The 17,346-nt window shown below is 35.2% G+C and carries 16 protein-coding genes and 1 pseudogene; all 17 read left to right on the top strand.

Going from position 1 to position 17,346, the window contains the following annotated elements; genetic code table 11:
• The first annotated feature begins 36 nt into the window (after positions 1-36).
• The 17 genes and pseudogenes from ABC346_RS14540 (at position 37) to ABC346_RS14460 (ending at position 17,311) form a co-directional block, all read left to right on the top strand.
• Entirely contained in the window at positions 37-1,509 is a 1,473-nt protein-coding gene (locus tag ABC346_RS14540; protein WP_413235523.1) for an alkaline phosphatase family protein, read from the top strand.
• Positions 1,510-1,666: 157 nt separating this feature from the next.
• On the top strand, positions 1,667-2,953 hold the full coding sequence (yfmF, locus tag ABC346_RS14535) for an EF-P 5-aminopentanol modification-associated protein YfmF (protein WP_413235522.1): 1,287 nt from the start codon (positions 1,667-1,669) through the stop codon (positions 2,951-2,953).
• Positions 2,946-4,229 (top strand): EF-P 5-aminopentanol modification-associated protein YfmH, encoded by a 1,284-nt coding sequence (gene yfmH / locus ABC346_RS14530; protein WP_413235521.1) that lies wholly within the window; start codon positions 2,946-2,948, stop codon positions 4,227-4,229. Before yfmF ends, yfmH begins: the two co-directional genes overlap by 8 nt.
• A 10-nt stretch (positions 4,230-4,239) precedes the next feature.
• Entirely contained in the window at positions 4,240-4,956 is a 717-nt protein-coding gene (gene ymfI / locus ABC346_RS14525) for an elongation factor P 5-aminopentanone reductase (RefSeq protein ID WP_413235520.1), read from the top strand.
• A gap of 80 nt (positions 4,957-5,036) precedes the next feature.
• Entirely contained in the window at positions 5,037-5,285 is a 249-nt protein-coding gene (locus ABC346_RS14520) for a DUF3243 domain-containing protein (protein ID WP_413235519.1), read from the top strand.
• Between the two features lie 476 nt (positions 5,286-5,761).
• On the top strand, positions 5,762-6,547 hold the full coding sequence (locus tag ABC346_RS14515; RefSeq protein WP_413235518.1) for a DUF3388 domain-containing protein: 786 nt from the start codon (positions 5,762-5,764) through the stop codon (positions 6,545-6,547).
• A 28-nt stretch (positions 6,548-6,575) separates the two neighbouring features.
• Positions 6,576-7,487: a helix-turn-helix domain-containing protein gene (locus ABC346_RS14510; protein WP_413235517.1), complete on the top strand. Its 912-nt coding sequence runs from the start codon at positions 6,576-6,578 to the stop codon at positions 7,485-7,487.
• Between the two features lie 67 nt (positions 7,488-7,554).
• Entirely contained in the window at positions 7,555-8,133 is a 579-nt protein-coding gene (pgsA, locus tag ABC346_RS14505) for a CDP-diacylglycerol--glycerol-3-phosphate 3-phosphatidyltransferase (protein WP_413235516.1), read from the top strand.
• Positions 8,133-9,395 carry a competence/damage-inducible protein A gene (locus ABC346_RS14500; protein ID WP_413235515.1) on the top strand — a complete coding sequence of 421 codons (1,263 nt, stop codon included), beginning with the start codon at positions 8,133-8,135 and terminating at the stop codon, positions 9,393-9,395. The genes pgsA and ABC346_RS14500 overlap by 1 nt, the downstream gene beginning before the upstream one ends.
• 158 nt (positions 9,396-9,553) lie before the next feature.
• Positions 9,554-10,597, top strand: coding sequence for a recombinase RecA (gene recA / locus ABC346_RS14495; RefSeq protein WP_413235514.1), 1,044 nt, complete (start codon positions 9,554-9,556; stop codon positions 10,595-10,597).
• A gap of 269 nt (positions 10,598-10,866) precedes the next feature.
• The gene (gene rny, locus ABC346_RS14490) at positions 10,867-12,429 is read left to right on the top strand and encodes a ribonuclease Y (RefSeq protein ID WP_413235513.1); all 1,563 of its coding nucleotides are present in this window, start codon (positions 10,867-10,869) and stop codon (positions 12,427-12,429) included.
• Between the two features lie 143 nt (positions 12,430-12,572).
• Positions 12,573-12,750 (top strand): annotated as a pseudogene (locus tag ABC346_RS14485) (transposase); the annotation flags it as partial.
• A gap of 269 nt (positions 12,751-13,019) precedes the next feature.
• Positions 13,020-13,817 (top strand): TIGR00282 family metallophosphoesterase, encoded by a 798-nt coding sequence (locus tag ABC346_RS14480; protein ID WP_413235512.1) that lies wholly within the window; start codon positions 13,020-13,022, stop codon positions 13,815-13,817.
• 91 nt (positions 13,818-13,908) lie between these two features.
• Complete coding sequence (locus ABC346_RS14475) at positions 13,909-14,169, top strand: stage V sporulation protein S (protein ID WP_011066027.1); 261 nt, start codon at positions 13,909-13,911, stop codon at positions 14,167-14,169.
• Positions 14,170-14,304: 135 nt separating this feature from the next.
• A complete protein-coding gene (miaB, locus tag ABC346_RS14470) occupies positions 14,305-15,864 on the top strand; it encodes a tRNA (N6-isopentenyl adenosine(37)-C2)-methylthiotransferase MiaB (RefSeq protein ID WP_413235511.1) in 1,560 nt (519 codons plus the stop codon).
• Between the two features lies 1 nt (position 15,865).
• A complete protein-coding gene (locus ABC346_RS14465; protein WP_413235510.1) occupies positions 15,866-16,294 on the top strand; it encodes a YlbF/YmcA family competence regulator in 429 nt (142 codons plus the stop codon).
• Positions 16,295-16,738: 444 nt separating this feature from the next.
• Complete coding sequence (locus ABC346_RS14460; RefSeq protein WP_413235509.1) at positions 16,739-17,311, top strand: outer spore coat protein CotE; 573 nt, start codon at positions 16,739-16,741, stop codon at positions 17,309-17,311.
• The last annotated feature ends 35 nt before the right edge of the window (positions 17,312-17,346 follow it).

The following is a 17,346-nucleotide window of genomic DNA, read 5'->3' as shown; positions in this document are numbered from 1 at the left end:
TATTTATCGACATTATAGTTAGGATGAAAATGAAGAATGAAACAGTATTCAAAGAATCAAAAGCCAATTATCTTATTAAATATCGACTCTTTGATGTCCTTGCCATTAGAAACAGCGACTCAAACAGGACATGCACCAGCCTTACAATTTTTAATGGAGAAAGGATTTTATATTCCTAATATGGTCAGTTCTTTTCCAACGATGTCGGTAACAATTGACAGTACACTTATAACAGGAGCATATGCTGATAAACATCATATTCCTGGATTAAATTGGTATGATGATACGAGTAAGCAAATCATTAATTATGGGACTGGATTACGTGAAACGTCTCGGATAGGCGTGCGTAAATCTATTCATAATATGCTTTATCGGCTAAATAATGAGCACTTAAGTAATAATGTTTCGACAATATATGAAGACTTAGCTAATAAAGGAATTCCTTCTGCTTCAATTAATTCATTTGTTTATCGTGGAAATAGTCCAAAACGACTTCAGGTTCCTCGATTACTATCTACATTTACTCGATTTGAAGATGGAAAATGGACAACCAATGCTCCTCCGATTTTCTCATTAGGTCTTTTCTCTAAAATACGAATGAGAGGGTTTACAAAGCAAATCGCAGCAGGTAATCATAAATATACAGCTAAGGAATTACGTTATTTAGTTAAAAAAAATAAATTACCAAGCTTTACATTTTGTATTTTTCAAGATTTAGATGCTCGTATTCATTTTCGTGGTCCCATGGATATCAAAGGCATTGCAAAAATAGATAAAGAAATCCAAAAAATATTCAATTTGTATCCGAGCTGGGAGGACGCGGTTAAACAAAACATTTGGATGGTAATGGGTGATAATGGCCATTCTCCAACGGGTGGAAATTATCAAAAATATGTTATAGATTTGCGGAAAATATTGAAGGAATTTCGGATATCTAGAATTGAACGCAAAGTCAATAGGAGAGATCAACTTGTCATATGTGTAAATCAACGAATGGCGTATATCTATGTATTGGACAAAACGTTACCCTTGTATAAGGTGAGTAAAGTACTTAAAAGCGATCCTCGAATTGATATAATTGCTTGGAAAGATAAAAATTCAGTACATGTTACTTCAGGTATAAAAGACGGGGAGTTACACTTTTCTTCATGTGGACAATATAAAGATGTATATAATCAAACATGGAAGTTAAAGGGAAATCATGAAATTCTAGATTTACGACTTATAAATGATAAAGAGGTGTCTTACGGGCAATATCCAGATGGATTAGCTAGACTTAATAGTGCATTAAATTCCCATTCAGGTCGTTATATTATTGTAAATGCTAAACCTGGCCATGACTTTAAGGCACAGTCAACACCCTTTCATATAAGTGGTGCAGCTCATGGTTCTTTGCATAGACAAGAATCACATGTCCCATTAATAATTGCGGGTACAAGCATAAAACCCAAATACTTCCGTCTAGTAGATATGAAAAGATATATTCTTCAATTAATCTTAAAACAATAAATTGATTTTGTCTCGAAATTGATTAGTTTATCTTTTCAACAAGTATAAATAGTTGATTTCGCTCTCACGACAGCATTATTATTTTCCTGTATAATGGATGACAGTTGGAAAAATAGTGCAGAATAGGAAATATGAAAATGTTTATTGGAGGGTGTCTATGAAAGTACAAGTTAAACAGCAAACCATTAATGGCATGAAGTTTCATTTTGTTCCAAATAAAAAACATAAAACAATTTCATTTGTTGCAAAATTACGTGCTCCGTTACAACGTGATACAATAACCAAACGCGCGTTACTTCCATATGTATTAAAACAAGGTACGGCATCTTTTCCTACAAGAGTAGAATTGCAAAAAGAATTGGATGAATTATATGGTGCAATTCTATCTATTACTGGAGGGAAAAAAGGAGAAAATCATATCCTGACGATTCGTCTAGAAGTAGCGAACGAAAAATTTATTCCAGATGCATCAACAGTGATGCGGCGTGCCGCAATGCTGTTTGAAGAGGTACTTTTTCAATTGAATGGGGAAGGTACATTTAAAGAAGAAATTTTTGAACGTGAAAAAAAGACGTTATTACAAAAGATACATGCTCTAAAAGACGACAAAATGAATTATGCAAATACGCGATTAATAGATGAAATGTGTGAAGATGAACCGTATTCCATACATGTACAAGGGTATGAAGATGATTTAATTTCCTTGCAAAATGAAGGGTTATTTGCATATGCAAAGTCAATAATCAAAGAAGACATCATGGATGTTTATGTAACCGGTGATTTTCAAACAAAAGAAATGATGGAATTGTTGGAAGAGTTACTTTCTGGAAAAACGGAACTACTAAATGAGTCAGCATCTCCGACTAAATCATCATCGTATAGTTCTTCACCAAAAGAAATTGTTGAAGAAGATTCTGTGCAACAAGCAAAGTTGCATATTGGTTACCGAACGAATATTTTATATGATGACCCAAAATACGCTGCTTTACAAGTGTTTAATGGATTATTTGGCGCATTTCCAAGCTCTAAATTATTTATTAATGTACGTGAAAAGAATAGCTTAGCGTACTATGCGTCTTCACGATTGGAAAGTCATAAAGGACTGATGATTGTAATGAGTGGTATCGCTCCAGAAGATTATGAAAAAGCTCGTGATATTATTCGAGAGCAAGTAGAGGAAATGAAAAGTGGTTCCTTTACGGATGAGGAATTTGAAGAAACAAAGCAATTAATTATTAATCAACTATTAGAAACAATGGATCACCCGCAAGGTTTGGTGGAGCTTTTATATCAACAAGAAGTAGGAGGTAAAAGTCTTCCGCCAGAACAATTAATATCAGATATAAAATCCGTTTCGAAACAACAAGTGATAGAAGTCGCTAAGGAAATTGAAGAAGATACAGTTTATCTGTTAACGAGTAAGGGTGGTGAAAAAAATGAATAAAGAAGTATTTCAAGAATTAGGTGAGACGCTTTATACAAAACAATTACCTAATGGATTAAACGTATATTTATTACCGAAGTCAGAGATGTCGAAAACATATGGAATTTTCTCTACAAACTATGGTTCCGTTGATCAAACATTTATACCACTAGGTGAAAACAATAAAATTACTGTTCCTGAGGGAGTAGCTCACTTTTTAGAACATAAGTTATTCGAAAAAGAAGATCGAGATGTTTTCGCTGATTTTAGTAAACAAGGTGCTTCACCAAATGCGTTTACTTCATTTACACAAACGGCATATTTATTTTCTGCAACTAGTCAAATAGAAAAAAACGTTCTTACCTTAATTGATTTTGTTCAAGATCCATATTTTTCTGAAGAGTCCGTTGAGAAGGAAAAAGGAATTATTGCACAAGAAATTAAAATGTACGATGATCAACCAGATTGGCAATCCTTCATGGGGACGATTAAAGCAATGTTTCACGAACATCCAGTGAACATAGATATTGCTGGGACTGTAGAATCTATTTCTTCTATAACCAAAGACGATTTATATACGTGCTATCGAACATTTTATCATCCGGAAAATATGAGTTTAGTTGTTGCTGGTAATTTTAATCCACAATCAATGATGGACTTAATTACAGATAACCAATCCAAGAAGGACTTCCAAAAGTTGGAAAAAATTCAACGATTCCTTCCAGATGAATCTGATCATGTATCGGAAAAAAATAAAAAAATAAAGATGCCAGTATCGATTCCTAAGTGTACTGTTGGGATTAAAGAACCAATAAATAACTTAAAAGGAAACGATTTTCTTAGAAGAGATTTGATGGTAGGAATGTTTTTAAGTCACTTTTTCTCAACTGGTGGACCTTTCTACCAAAAATTATATAAAGAAGGTTTAATTGATGATTCCTTCTATTTTGAAACAAATTTAGATGCGACATTTGGTTATTCTCTAATAGGTACAAATACAGATCAACCAGAACAATTTAGTAATCGAGTAATAGAATTATTACTTTCAACAAAGGATACCACATTGGACAAAGAAACATTTACAAGAATGAAGAAAAAGAAAATAGGGCAGTTATTACGTTCGATGAACTCACTCGAGTTTACTGCAAATAAATTTACATCATATTTACACTTGGGAGTGAATTTATTTGAAATTGTTCCGTTTATACAACAATTAACTGTTGATGACGCCAATCAATTTTTACAAGATTGGATAATTGAACAACGCTTAGCAACATGTACGATTTCTGCGGAATAAGGTGAAAGTTATGGGGAAGAATGTACTCGTTATTGGTGCGAGTGGAGAAATAGGTATTGCTATAGCTCGTAAATTCGCTCGAGAAGGATATTCATTGTTATTACATTATCATCAGAATGTTGAACCGATCCAACAATTACAGCTTGAATTGAACGAAGATGTTATCTTAGGATTTTATCAAGCTGATTTAAGTAATAGTGATGGAATCCATCTTTTAATTAATCAATTGGATTTTGATATTGATGGAATTGTGTTTGCTAGTGGAAATGCTCATTTTAATTTATTTCAAGATAGTTTAGAGAAAGAAATGGATGAAATGTTACAGCTGCATGTAAAGGCCCCATGGATGATTACTAAACACGTATTACCAAATATGATACGAAAAAATAAAGGTCATATTGTGTTCATCACTTCCATTTGGGGTGATCGTGGTGCAAGTAATGAAGTAATGTATTCTTCCGTAAAAGGCGCTCAAAACAGTTTTGTGAGAGCTTTAGCTAAAGAGGTGTCTTTAAGCGGTATCTCGGTTAATGGAGTAAGCCCTGGGTTTATTCAGACAAAGATGAATGCACATTTGTCAGCAGAAGAAGTTCATTCCATTATAGAGGAGATACCTCTTAACCGTGCTGGATTACCCGAAGAAGTGGCAAATGCGGTTCACTTTTTGATGAGTGATCAATCTACCTATATTCGTGGTGAAATCATTGAAGTTAATGGAGCATGGTAAAAATATACTTTTTCATGCATATTTTCGAACGAACCCTCAAATAATAAGTTTGATTCTATGAAAATGAGGAGGAAATCGAAATGTCTGTTTTAGATAATTTTGACTCATGGAAAGGTTTTTTAGCTGATCGACTTGAGCAAGCTCAAGCTAATGGAGTAGATCAGAAAACAATTGCTGGATTAGCAGCTGAAGTAGGAGACTATCTTGCACAAAGTGTAAATGCTCAAAATCCGGAAGAAGAAGTATTAAAGGAATTGTGGAATGCAGCTTCTGAAGAAGAACAACAAGCTCTTGCGAATACAATGATCAAACTTGTTCAGAAAAAATAATTATGATGAATAATTAGAGAAAAAGTTGTATAGTTGTAACTGTACAACTTTTTCTTTTTTATCTAATAAAAAAGTATAAGGATTTGGTATTTCAATCGTTCGTAGACAGAAACGGCTATGACCAGCTTCAGCACCCAGAAACTAGGCGATTTCACGAAATCACCCTACGTTAAAGAAGACTGCCGAATGTTTTTTATGAGGCCTAGTCGCACTTATACCCTTGCGTAAACGGTTAGTCACCTCACTGTGATTCCTTGATCTTATCTTAAAGTAAAGAGGAAGTTTGACCTTCGTCGAACCCCCATTTAAAAAACAGGCTTATGCTTTTGGTCTCTATTCGACAGGATTTTTATGGAATTATTGAAAGTAATTTTGAAAAATAGTAAAAAATGTTATATTCTAATAGAAAATTTTACATAAATTCGTTATGATAATACATAGTACAGAATATAACCTATTATATAAAGGGGTACGTTATGGAAAGAGTCGAGTGGTATTTAGAATATGAGAACCTAAAAAATCGACCAGGCTTACTAGGAGAAATTGCTTCTTTGCTTGGAATGCTTTCCATTAATATAATTACAATCAATGGTGTAGAAAATTCGCGAAGAGGAATGCTATTATTGTCGAAATATGATGAAAATATTTTGAGATTAAAGTCTATCCTGGGTACGATGGATGCAATTAAAGTTCACAAAATTAGAAAACCTAAACTCCGTGATAAGATGGCAGTTCGTCATGGAAAGTACATTCATACGGATAGTGATGATCGAAAGACCATTCGTTTTGTAAGAGATGAGTTAGGTTTACTTGTTGACTTTATGGCTGAATTATATAAAGTCGAGGGACATAAACTAATTGGTATACGAGGTATGCCAAGAGTTGGCAAGACAGAATCAATTGTTGCAGCTAGTGTTAGCGCAAATAAACGATGGTTATTTGTTTCTAGTACGATGATAAAACAAACTGTTCGAAAAAGTTTAATCGAAGGTGAATATAATCCTGATAATATTTATATTATAGATGGAGTAGTTTCGAAAAGAAAGGCGAATGAACAACACTGGCAATTAATTCGAGAAATCATGCAACTTCCGACTATTAAAGTGGTTGAACATCCAGACATTTTCGTTCAGTCTACGGAATATAGTATGGATGATTTTGATTATATCATTGAATTGCGTACGGATGAAAATGAAGAGATCACATATGAAACAGTAGAGAAGCAAGATTTTCATCAGCAGGACGGTTTTTCTATGTTTTAATATTTTTTGATTATGGAAGGTGTTTTATATGGATGTAGGTGCGAAATTAAAAGAGGCACGCTTGTCTAGTGGGGTTTCACTAGACAGTTTACAGGAAACGACAAAAATTCAAAAAAGGTATTTAGTGGCAATTGAAGAGGGAAATCTTCATATATTACCTGGTAAGTTTTATGCAAGAGCTTTTATAAAAGAATATGCAATGGCTGTTGGATTGGATCCAAATGAACTCCTCGAAGAACATAGAGAGGAATTGCCTAGTACAGAAGAAGAAAATGTTCAATATACACGTATTCAACGAACACGAAGAGAAAATAATAGTAATGATAAAGGGTCACGCATTTCTTCAATTATTCCTTCAATTATCGTCGTTCTATTAGTAATTGGTATAATTATTGTTGCTTGGTTATTTATTCGTGCTAATTCTTCTACTGATGCAACTGATCCATCTGAAGAACCTCAGGAAAACAATGTAATTATTGAAGACGGTGCGGATGATTCTAATAATGAAACAGGTGAAGGAACTGCTGAAGAGAATAATGAAGAAAGTGAAGGTTCTTCAGAAGATAATGCTGAGGACAATGAATCCGAAGAAGGTACATCGGAAGATTTATCTGTTGAAGTAATCGAAGAAGGAACTGGAGCTTCACCAAATTCAGTTATTGGCGTAAGCAATTATGGTGATGAAGTTACTGTTTCTGTGGATTCAACAGGTGATGGGGAATCATGGTTGGAGGTAACAAGCGGAAGTGGTGAGTCACTTTATAGTAGTGTATTTAATGCTGATGCTTCTCCACAAGAATGGGATGCTTCAGAATTTGAATCCATTTCATTAAATGTTGGAAATGCTCCAGCCGTAACCATTTCTATTAATGGAACAGAAATAGAATATCCAGTAGACACCTCTACCGTACACCAAAAACTAGAAATTCAATTTAATTAAACGTAGAAATGAAACCCTCCTATTTTTGCGGGAGGGTTATATTATTTGAAAAGAAGGGGTAGACAATATGAATTTACCAAATAAGTTGACTTTCTCAAGAATATTAATGATACCAATCTTTATTTTACTGTTATCTATTCCATTTTCTTGGGGGTCTTGGAATATTGGAAGCACTGAATTACCAATTACACATTTCTTGGCTGCTTTAATATTTATCATCGCAGCTGCCACGGATTGGGTTGATGGTTATTACGCTAGAAAGCATCAATTAGTTACGAACTTAGGAAAGTTTATGGATCCGCTCGCAGATAAGCTGTTGGTTTCTGCGGCTCTTATACTTTTAGTTGAAATGGAAATGGCTCCTGCGTGGATAGTTATCATAATAATAAGTAGAGAATTAGCTGTTACGGGTTTAAGGCTAGTGGCTGCTGGTGAAGGAATTGTTCTTGCGGCAGGAAGTATGGGTAAATTAAAAACTGCAACACAAATGATTGCAATCGCGGTATTATTATTACATAATTTTCCATTCTCTTATATTGATTTCCCGTTTGGAATAATCATGCTGTATCTTGCATTAATTTTCACTATTATTTCTGGAGTGGACTATTTTGTTAAAAACTGGCATGTAATGAGGGATTCAAAATAATGAAGAACTATCAAGCTGAAATAGTAGCGGTTGGAACAGAACTGTTATTAGGTCAAATAGCGAATACAAATGCACAATGGCTATCCGAAAAATTAGCAAGTTATGGAATTAATATGTACAATCACTCGGTTGTAGGCGATAATTTAGAACGAGTTGAGCAGGCTTTTGAGCTTGCTCAATCGCGTTCTGATATCGTTATTGTTACAGGCGGGCTTGGACCGACCGCAGATGATCTTACTCGTGAGGGGTTTCAACAAATGACAGGATTGCCATTGGTTGAAGATAAAGAAAGCATGAAAAAGATAGAGACATTCTTTCAAAATCGCGGACAAACGATGACACCGAATAACCGAAAACAGGCTCGTGTATTTGAGGGGTCTACAGTATTAACAAATAATGCAGGAATGGCACCTGGGATGTATGTTCATTATCAGTCTTGTCATTGGTTTTTTTTACCAGGAGTGCCTCGTGAGATGAAACATATTTCGCAAGAGGAACTTTTTCCGTTCTTGGAAAAGTTAACTGGTAAACAACGAATTATACAATCTGTTGTGCTAAAATTCATTGGTATCGGTGAATCTGCTTTAGAACATTTATTGTCAGACTTAATTGAAAAGCAAACCAATCCAACTATTGCTCCACTTGCACAAGATCAAGCCGTTGTCATTCGTCTAACTGCAAGGGGAGAAACAAAACAAGAAGCGGAAGAAATGCTAGAACAAACAAAAACTCTTATTTTAAAAAGGGTTGGAGAGTATTGCTTTGGTGAGAATGACGTGTCGATTGAAGAGTCTGTTGTTCAGCAATTAAATCGTTTGGGTTATTCAATTAGCGCTTCAGAGAGTATAACTGGTGGAATGTTTTCTCAAAGAATGGTCTCTGTGTCTGGAGCATCGAATGTGTTTGCAGGGAGTTTTATAACTTACCAGACTCGTATAAAACAAGAAGTGTTAGAAGTTCCAAGTGAAATAATAGATTCTCATGGTGTAGTTAGCCATGCATGTTCAGATGTAATGGCATCAAATGTTGCTAAAAAAATGCAAACAAATTTAGGTATTTCTTTTACTGGAGTGGCTGGGCCTGAAGAACAAGAAGGAAAACCAGTTGGAACGGTTTATATTTCATTAGTAGATAATGGTGAGCTGGTTGTTTCTGAACAGTTTAGCTTTACTGGAAATAGAAATCATATTAGGGATAGAGTGTGTTTAAAAGGATTTGAAATTTTATATCAATACTTAAAAACCAAAAGTAATTACAATTAATACTAGAAATGAACATTTATAATACAATTTTTAAAGCATTTTTCTGTATTAGACTATAAATCAAATGTTAAAAAATAAGAACATCCATTCGTTTTTTTCTTGTTAAATAGGTAAAAACATTGTATGATAGATACAGATATGTGAAGGAGGTAGTTTCTTTGAGTGATAGAAAACAAGCGTTAGATATGGCTTTAAGACAAATAGAGAAGCAATTTGGTAAAGGTTCCATCATGAAAATGGGAGAAAACGAAATTCCAAAAATCGCTACTATCCCGAGTGGATCATTAGCATTAGATGTTGCCTTAGGTATAGGTGGCTACCCTCGCGGTCGTGTAGTCGAAATATATGGTCCAGAGTCCTCTGGTAAAACAACTGTTGCACTTCATGCTATTGCTGAAGCACAAAAGCAAGGTGGACAAGCAGCATTTATAGATGCAGAGCATGCTTTAGATCCAGTATATGCGAAAGCTTTAGGTGTAAATATTGATGAATTACTATTATCTCAACCAGATACAGGGGAACAAGCATTAGAAATTGCAGAGGCACTTGTTCGAAGTGGAGCTGTAGATATTATTGTAGTTGACTCTGTAGCTGCGCTTGTACCAAAAGCTGAAATTGAAGGTGAAATGGGAGATTCTCATGTTGGACTACAAGCACGTTTAATGTCACAAGCCTTACGTAAATTATCTGGAGCAATAAATAAGTCAAAAACAACGGCAATATTTATTAACCAAATTCGTGAAAAAGTCGGTGTAATGTTCGGAAATCCAGAAACAACACCTGGTGGTCGTGCATTAAAATTCTATTCTTCTGTACGTTTAGAAGTAAGAAGAGCAGAAACACTGAAGCTTGGTAATGATGCAGTCGGAAATAAAGCACGAATTAAAGTTGTGAAAAATAAAGTTGCTCCACCATTTAAACAAGCTGAAGTGGATATTATGTACGGAAAAGGTATTTCGAAAGAAGGGGAAGTTTTAGATATTGGTTCTGATCTGGATATTGTTGTGAAAAGCGGTGCATGGTACTCATACAATAATGATCGTCTAGGACAAGGTCGAGAAAATGCAAAACAATATCTAAAAGAAAATGAAGAAGTATTAAATGAAATTCACCAGTCTATTCGTCAGCATTATGAATTAGATAAAGTAGATGAAGATAAGACGGAAGAAGAACCTTCTCAAGAGAGCCTTGATTTGAAATAAAACTTGTATATAAAACTCTAAGGTCTGAAACAAAATGACCTTAGGGTTTTTTATTATTTTTTATTTTCTTTGATTTTAATATTCAGAAGAGCTTGCCAACATGGATATTATTTCCGGCGATTCCTTGACATTCAACCAATTGAGAATTAATATTAGAAGTGTATAATTTTATAATTTCCATTATGAAATTAATATTTGATGCATTTAGAGAATGTTACATGCCGACACATATGAAATGTACAATTTTATAGGCAATAGGAGGTGAAATCATGGACATCGTTATCGTCGTCATCTCCATTTTGCTTGCTCTGATCGTCGGTATTGTTGTTGGTTATCTGGTACGTAGATCTATTGCAGAAGCAAAGATCTCTAGTGCGGAGAGACTTGCAAAGCAAATTGTCGAAGAAGCACACAGAAATGCAGATGCCGCCAAGAAAGAAGCGCTTCTTGAAGCTAAAGATGAAACTCATAAATTCCGTCAACAAGCGGAAGATGAAATAAGAGAGCGCCGGATGGAAGCTCAGAAACAAGAAAATCGTCTGATGCAAAAAGAAGAGAATCTGGACCGAAAAAGTGAAACCTTAGACAAACGTGAGTCGAGCTTAGAGAGTAAAGAACAATCTCTAACCGAACAACAACAACAAATTGAAGAAATGAAAAGCAAAGTGGAAGCTATGAAAGACGAGCAGCAAGCGGAGCTTGAGCGCATTTCAGGATATACTTCTGAACAGGCTAAACAGATTATTTTAGAGCGTATTGAAAAAGAGGTACAGCATGAATCAGCAGTTATGATTAAAGAGTCTGAAACACGAGCAAAAGAGGAAGCGGATAAGAAAGCAAAAAATATTTTATCTCTTGCCCTACAGCGTTGTGCTGCAGACCATGTTGCTGAGACTACGGTTTCTGTTGTTAATTTACCGAATGATGAAATGAAAGGTCGTATCATTGGTCGTGAAGGTAGAAACATCCGAACTCTAGAAACCTTAACTGGAATTGATTTAATTATAGATGATACTCCAGAAGCAGTTATCCTCTCTGGTTTCGATCCAATTCGACGTGAAATTGCACGTATGGCGTTAGAAAAACTCGTGCAAGACGGTAGAATACACCCTGCACGTATTGAAGAAATGGTTGAGAAATCTAGACGCGAAGTGGATGAATATATTCGAGAAGTAGGTGAGGAAACTACTTTTGAAATAGGAGTTCACGGATTGCATCCAGATCTTGTGAAAATCTTAGGTCGTCTAAAATATCGTACAAGCTATGGTCAGAATGGACTGAAGCACTCAGCAGAAGTTGCTTACTTGTCAGGATTGTTAGCGGCTGAACTAGGAGAAGATGTGACTTTAGCTAGAAGAGCTGGTCTACTGCATGATATTGGTAAAGCTATCGACCATGAAGTAGAAGGAAGTCATGTTGAAATTGGTAAAGAGCTAGCAATGAAGTATAATGAACACGAAGTCGTGATTAATTCAATTGCTTCCCACCATGGAGATGAAGAAGCGACATCTATTATTGCAGTATTGGTTGCTGCTGCGGACGCATTATCTGCAGCGAGACCTGGTGCTAGAAGTGAAACGCTGGAAAATTACATTAAACGACTAGAGAAACTAGAAGAAATCTCAGAATCCTTTGATGGCGTTGAAAAATCATTTGCTATTCAAGCGGGTAGAGAAATTCGTATCATGGTTAGACCTGATGAAATAGATGATATTGAATCTGTACGCATTGCACGTGATATTCGTAAACGAATTGAAGGCGAACTTGACTATCCTGGACATATAAAAGTTACTGTAATAAGGGAAACAAGAGCAGTTGAATACGCGAAATAAAAGCAGCGGCTGGAATATAACTTGCCACTGTAAGAAAAATTCCGGTTATCTAATTGATAGCCGGAATTTTTTTAGCAAAATAATTGTTGGGGTAATTAATAAAAAATCACGCAATCTCTTATTTTTGTTATCATTGTTTAAACCTTTCACAACTGCAAAAAGAAATTATGAATAGTTTTGCGTTTGATTTACATAATGGTTATTCGAAGGAATTAACAATCAAACAAAGGTTATAAAACGAAATGGGTTTGGATTTAAACGATTCGATCGCTTTCGAGCAAGATACTGTTACACCATCAATATAAAAACAAAGTGGTTTAAATACAAACAAAGGATGCATAACGAAAAAAGACGAATGATAGGTAAAATAAGCGTAAGAAATATACGAAGACTCCTGTGGGAGGAAGGCCTGGCTGAGACCCCAGATGCATGAGCAACCGGAGGCTCATCAGCCGCCTTAGGATAAGCGAAGTAAATTTCTGGAGCGGGTTTTCAATACCCATTCATTGTTCGCCACAAACTCGTTTTTGACAATCGCAGTTAGGTGTGAAAAACTAAATATATATATTGTAGATAGGATGATTTTTAGGATGAAAATTTTATTTATAGGTGATGTTGTTGGTTCACCTGGTAGAGATATGGTATTTGAGTATCTACCTAAACTAAAAGATAAATATAAACCCCATATGACAATTATTAACGGGGAAAATGCAGCCGCTGGTAAAGGAATTACAGAGAAGATTTATAAACAATTCCTTGAAGCTGGTGCTCAAGTTATAACGATGGGAAATCATACATGGGACAAGAAAGAAATCTTTGAATTCATTGATGATGCTCATAATATGATTCGCCCAGCAAATTTTCCAGATAGCAATCCTGGTAAAGGAATCGTTTACTCTAATTTTAATGGCAAAGAGATTGCGGTAATTAATTTACAAGGAAGAACATTTCTGCCGCCTGTTGATGATCCTTTTAAAAAAGCAGATGAGCTTATTGACGAAGCAAAGAAGAGAACAGATATTATATTTGTTGATTTTCATGGAGAAGCAACGAGTGAAAAACAGGCAATGGGTTGGTATCTTGATGGTAGAGTATCAGCGGTTGTTGGAACACATACGCATACACAAACTGCAGATGAACGAATATTACCAGGTAGAACCGCATATATATCTGATGTGGGGATGACAGGCCCGTATGATGGTATTTTAGGTGTGGAAAGAGAGACGATAATGAAAAGATTCTTGACATCTCTTCCGGTACGTTTTGAAATTGATAAAACGGGAAGAACACAATTAAATGGAGTAATTATTACTATCGATGATATGACGGGCCAAGCGAAAAACATCGAGCGGATTATGATTAACGAGGACCATCCATTCTTCTCGTAATAATGATTTGTTGCTCCTAAAGGGAATATGCTAACATCTCCAAGAATATAGTAGCAGTATAATTACAATAGTGCATGAGGAGGTACTAGTAATGGAAGTTTTAAAAGTTTCAGCTAAATCGAACCCAAATTCAGTAGCAGGAGCCTTGGCAAATGTACTAAGAGAACGTGGTACAGCAGAAATACAAGCAATAGGTGCCGGGGCACTTAATCAATCGGTTAAAGCAGTAGCAATCGCACGTGGTTTTGTTGCTCCTAGTGGTGTCGATTTAATTTGTATTCCCGCATTTACGGACATCTTAATTGACAACGAAGAACGGACAGCGATTAAATTAATCGTTGAACCTCGATAACAGCGGAAAAACCTTCCTTTTAAGGAAGGTTTTTGTTTGTGTATAGGCTTTCAATATTGTACTATTTGGAAAGAAGCTTTATACTATAGTATTGTACATATTAACAATGATTCGAATGAAGAAAGGGGATACCTGATGAACGAACAGCAACGCAAACAGCAGTCCCAGATTCGTACAGAACAAGCAAATGTAGAAAGAATCAAAAACACGTCAAGTGAAGATATGATTGCCAAGTATTTCCAACAAGAGTACGAGCCGCAATCGCCTGATATAAAAAAAGCTAGAAAACGTAAAAGAGAAGATGTTCAATTTCATTATGACTTTTCTATTCCAGAAGATATGGAAAAGATAGGTCAGGGTAAGAAATTTTTAATTCGTACTTACGGTTGTCAAATGAACGAACACGATACAGAAGTAATGGCAGGAATTCTATCCGAAATGGGCTATGAATCGACAACTGTTACAGAAGAAGCTGATATTATCCTGTTAAATACTTGTGCAATCCGTGAAAATGCAGAAAATAAAGTGTTTGGTGAGATTGGTCATTTAAAACCGTTAAAATTAGAAAATCCCGACCTTATAATTGGTGTTTGTGGGTGTATGTCACAGGAAGAATCTGTTGTAGATCGAATTTTAAAGAAACACCAACATATCGATTTGATTTTTGGAACACATAACATTCATCGTCTACCACACCTTGTTAAAGAAGCATTGTTTGGAAAAGAAATGATTGTAGAGGTATGGTCTAAAGAAGGCGATATCATTGAGAATTTACCGAAAGCTCGAAAAGGAAAAATTAAAGCTTGGGTAAACATTATGTATGGATGTGACAAATTCTGTACGTACTGTATAGTTCCCATGACACGTGGAAAAGAAAGAAGTCGCCGACCGCAAGACATTATCCAAGAAGTCCGTCATCTAGTAGCTCAAGGCTATCAAGAAGTGACACTTCTCGGTCAGAATGTAAATGCCTACGGGAAAGATTTTGAAGATATCGAATATGGTCTTGGAGACTTGATGGATGATATTCATAAAATTGATATCCCGCGCGTTCGATTTACGACATCACATCCTAGAGACTTTGATGATCGTTTGATTGAAGTATTGGCTCAAGGTGGCAATTTATTAGATCATATCCACTTGCCTGTTCAATCAGGAAGTAGCGAAATCTTGAAAAAGATGAATCGTAAATATACAAGAGAAGATTATTTAGAATTAGTTCGAAAAATACGTGCTGCAATGCCGAACGCAACATTAACAACGGATATTATTGTAGGTTTCCCTAATGAAACAGAAGAACAATTTGAAGAAACCATTACCTTAGTAGAAGAGGTTGGTTTTGAAGCAGCTTATACGTTCATTTACTCACCACGTGAAGGCACACCTGCTGCTCGTAAAAAAGATGATGTACCAGAAGAAGTGAAAAAGCAACGTTTATACCGCTTAAATGAACTAGTTAACAAACAATCTGCTGCATCTATGAAAGATTATGCTGGTAAAAAAGTGAAAGTTCTCGTTGAAGGTGAAAGTAAAAAAGATCCAGACGTGTTAGCTGGTTATACAGAAAAAAATAAACTTGTTAATTTCAAAGGACCAAAATCATCAATTGGGAAAATTGTAGAAGTGGAAATTACAGAAACCAAAACATGGTCTTTAAATGGCGTGATGGTTGAAAATACAGTTGAGGTGAACTAGTATGACAGAATATACTCGTAAAGAAGTATTGGATGAAGCAAAGAAATTAGCTAATATGTTAGCAAGTACAGAAGAAATTGACCGTTTTAAACAAGTGGAAGCAAAACTTAATGAAAATAAAAAAGTTCAATCACTTATCCAAAAGATTAAAACATTGCAAAAACAAGCAGTAAATTTTCAAGCATATGAGAAGAGAGAGGCTTTAAAACGTGTAGAAGAAGAAATCGATCGTTTACAAGCTGAAATTGATGATATACCGGTTGTTCAAGAATTTAAGGAAACACAAATTGTTGTTAATGACGTATTACAGTTAGTTTCTAAAACAATCGCTCGTGAAGTTACGAATGAAGTGATTGAATCAACAGGTGGAGACGTCCTAGCAGGAGAGACAGGTTCTAAAACGAAAAATAAATCAGGATGCTCGCATTAAGCGTCTGTACTGGGAACAATAATGATGCTATCCTGATACAGGAAGCGTTATGCTGGTTGCTTTCCTAATAGAAGAGCTTGGGTAATAACAAAAATTAGATCGAAAGAAATCTGGTTTTAAGAACATAGCATTGGAAATGTACATAGGCTCTTTGTATGAGAATGCCTAAATGTGTTTAACAAAAGCATGAATGACATACATTTTCATAGTAATGAACCTATGTCCTTATAAGCTAATTTTTCTTTTGAGTAATTTCTTTTTACCCAAGTTTTTTGTGTGTCTGTATAACTAATACACAGTGATTATATTCATAATAATTTTCATTGAAAAAAGATAATCAAACCATCAAATCTCCTTCTTTTTTTCATTATCACGAAATGCTATGCACTTTAGGTATTTGTCTTGCATAAAATGACTATGAAAAAAGAGGAGGTAAAAGTAATCATGACTTTTCTTGATAAAGAATATAGAGAAATCATAACAAAAGCAGTCTGTGGTAAAGGTAGAAAGTTTACCAAAGAAACCCACACCATCTCCCCATCACATCGACCAACTAGTATTTTAGGATGCTGGGTCATTAATCATTTATATCATGCTACCAAGAAATCTGAGGATACTGTAGTTGTCACTGGAAGCTATGATATTAATGTTTGGTATTCGTATAACGACAATACGAAAACCGAGGTAGTTACAGAGAGAGTGGAATATAAGGATACAATTCCACTTTCGGTGAAGGATGATAATTGTATTAATGATGAGTACGATGTGATTGCAAAAGTACTGCAACAACCAAATTGCCTTGAATGCAAAATCAGCGGAAAAGGAAGTAATATTTCTGTTGAGATTGAACGTGAATTCGTTGTTCAAGTAATTGGAGATACAAGGGTGTTTGTAAAGGTTAATCCGAACGTGGATCACGATGATGATGATGAAGAGAGCGTTTGGGATCATAAGATGACGGATGATGAAGCAGAAAAAGTAAAACCAGATTTTTTTAATCATAGTCATAAGGATTAATCAGAAGACGAGGGTTATTACTCTCGTTTTCTTTT

The organism is Oceanobacillus phoenicis (assembly GCF_047238145.1).
GTDB lineage: Bacteria > Bacillota > Bacilli > Bacillales > Amphibacillaceae > Oceanobacillus.
Note: the sequence above shows the minus strand (reverse complement) of the source record. Positions and strands in the feature narration are given on the sequence as shown.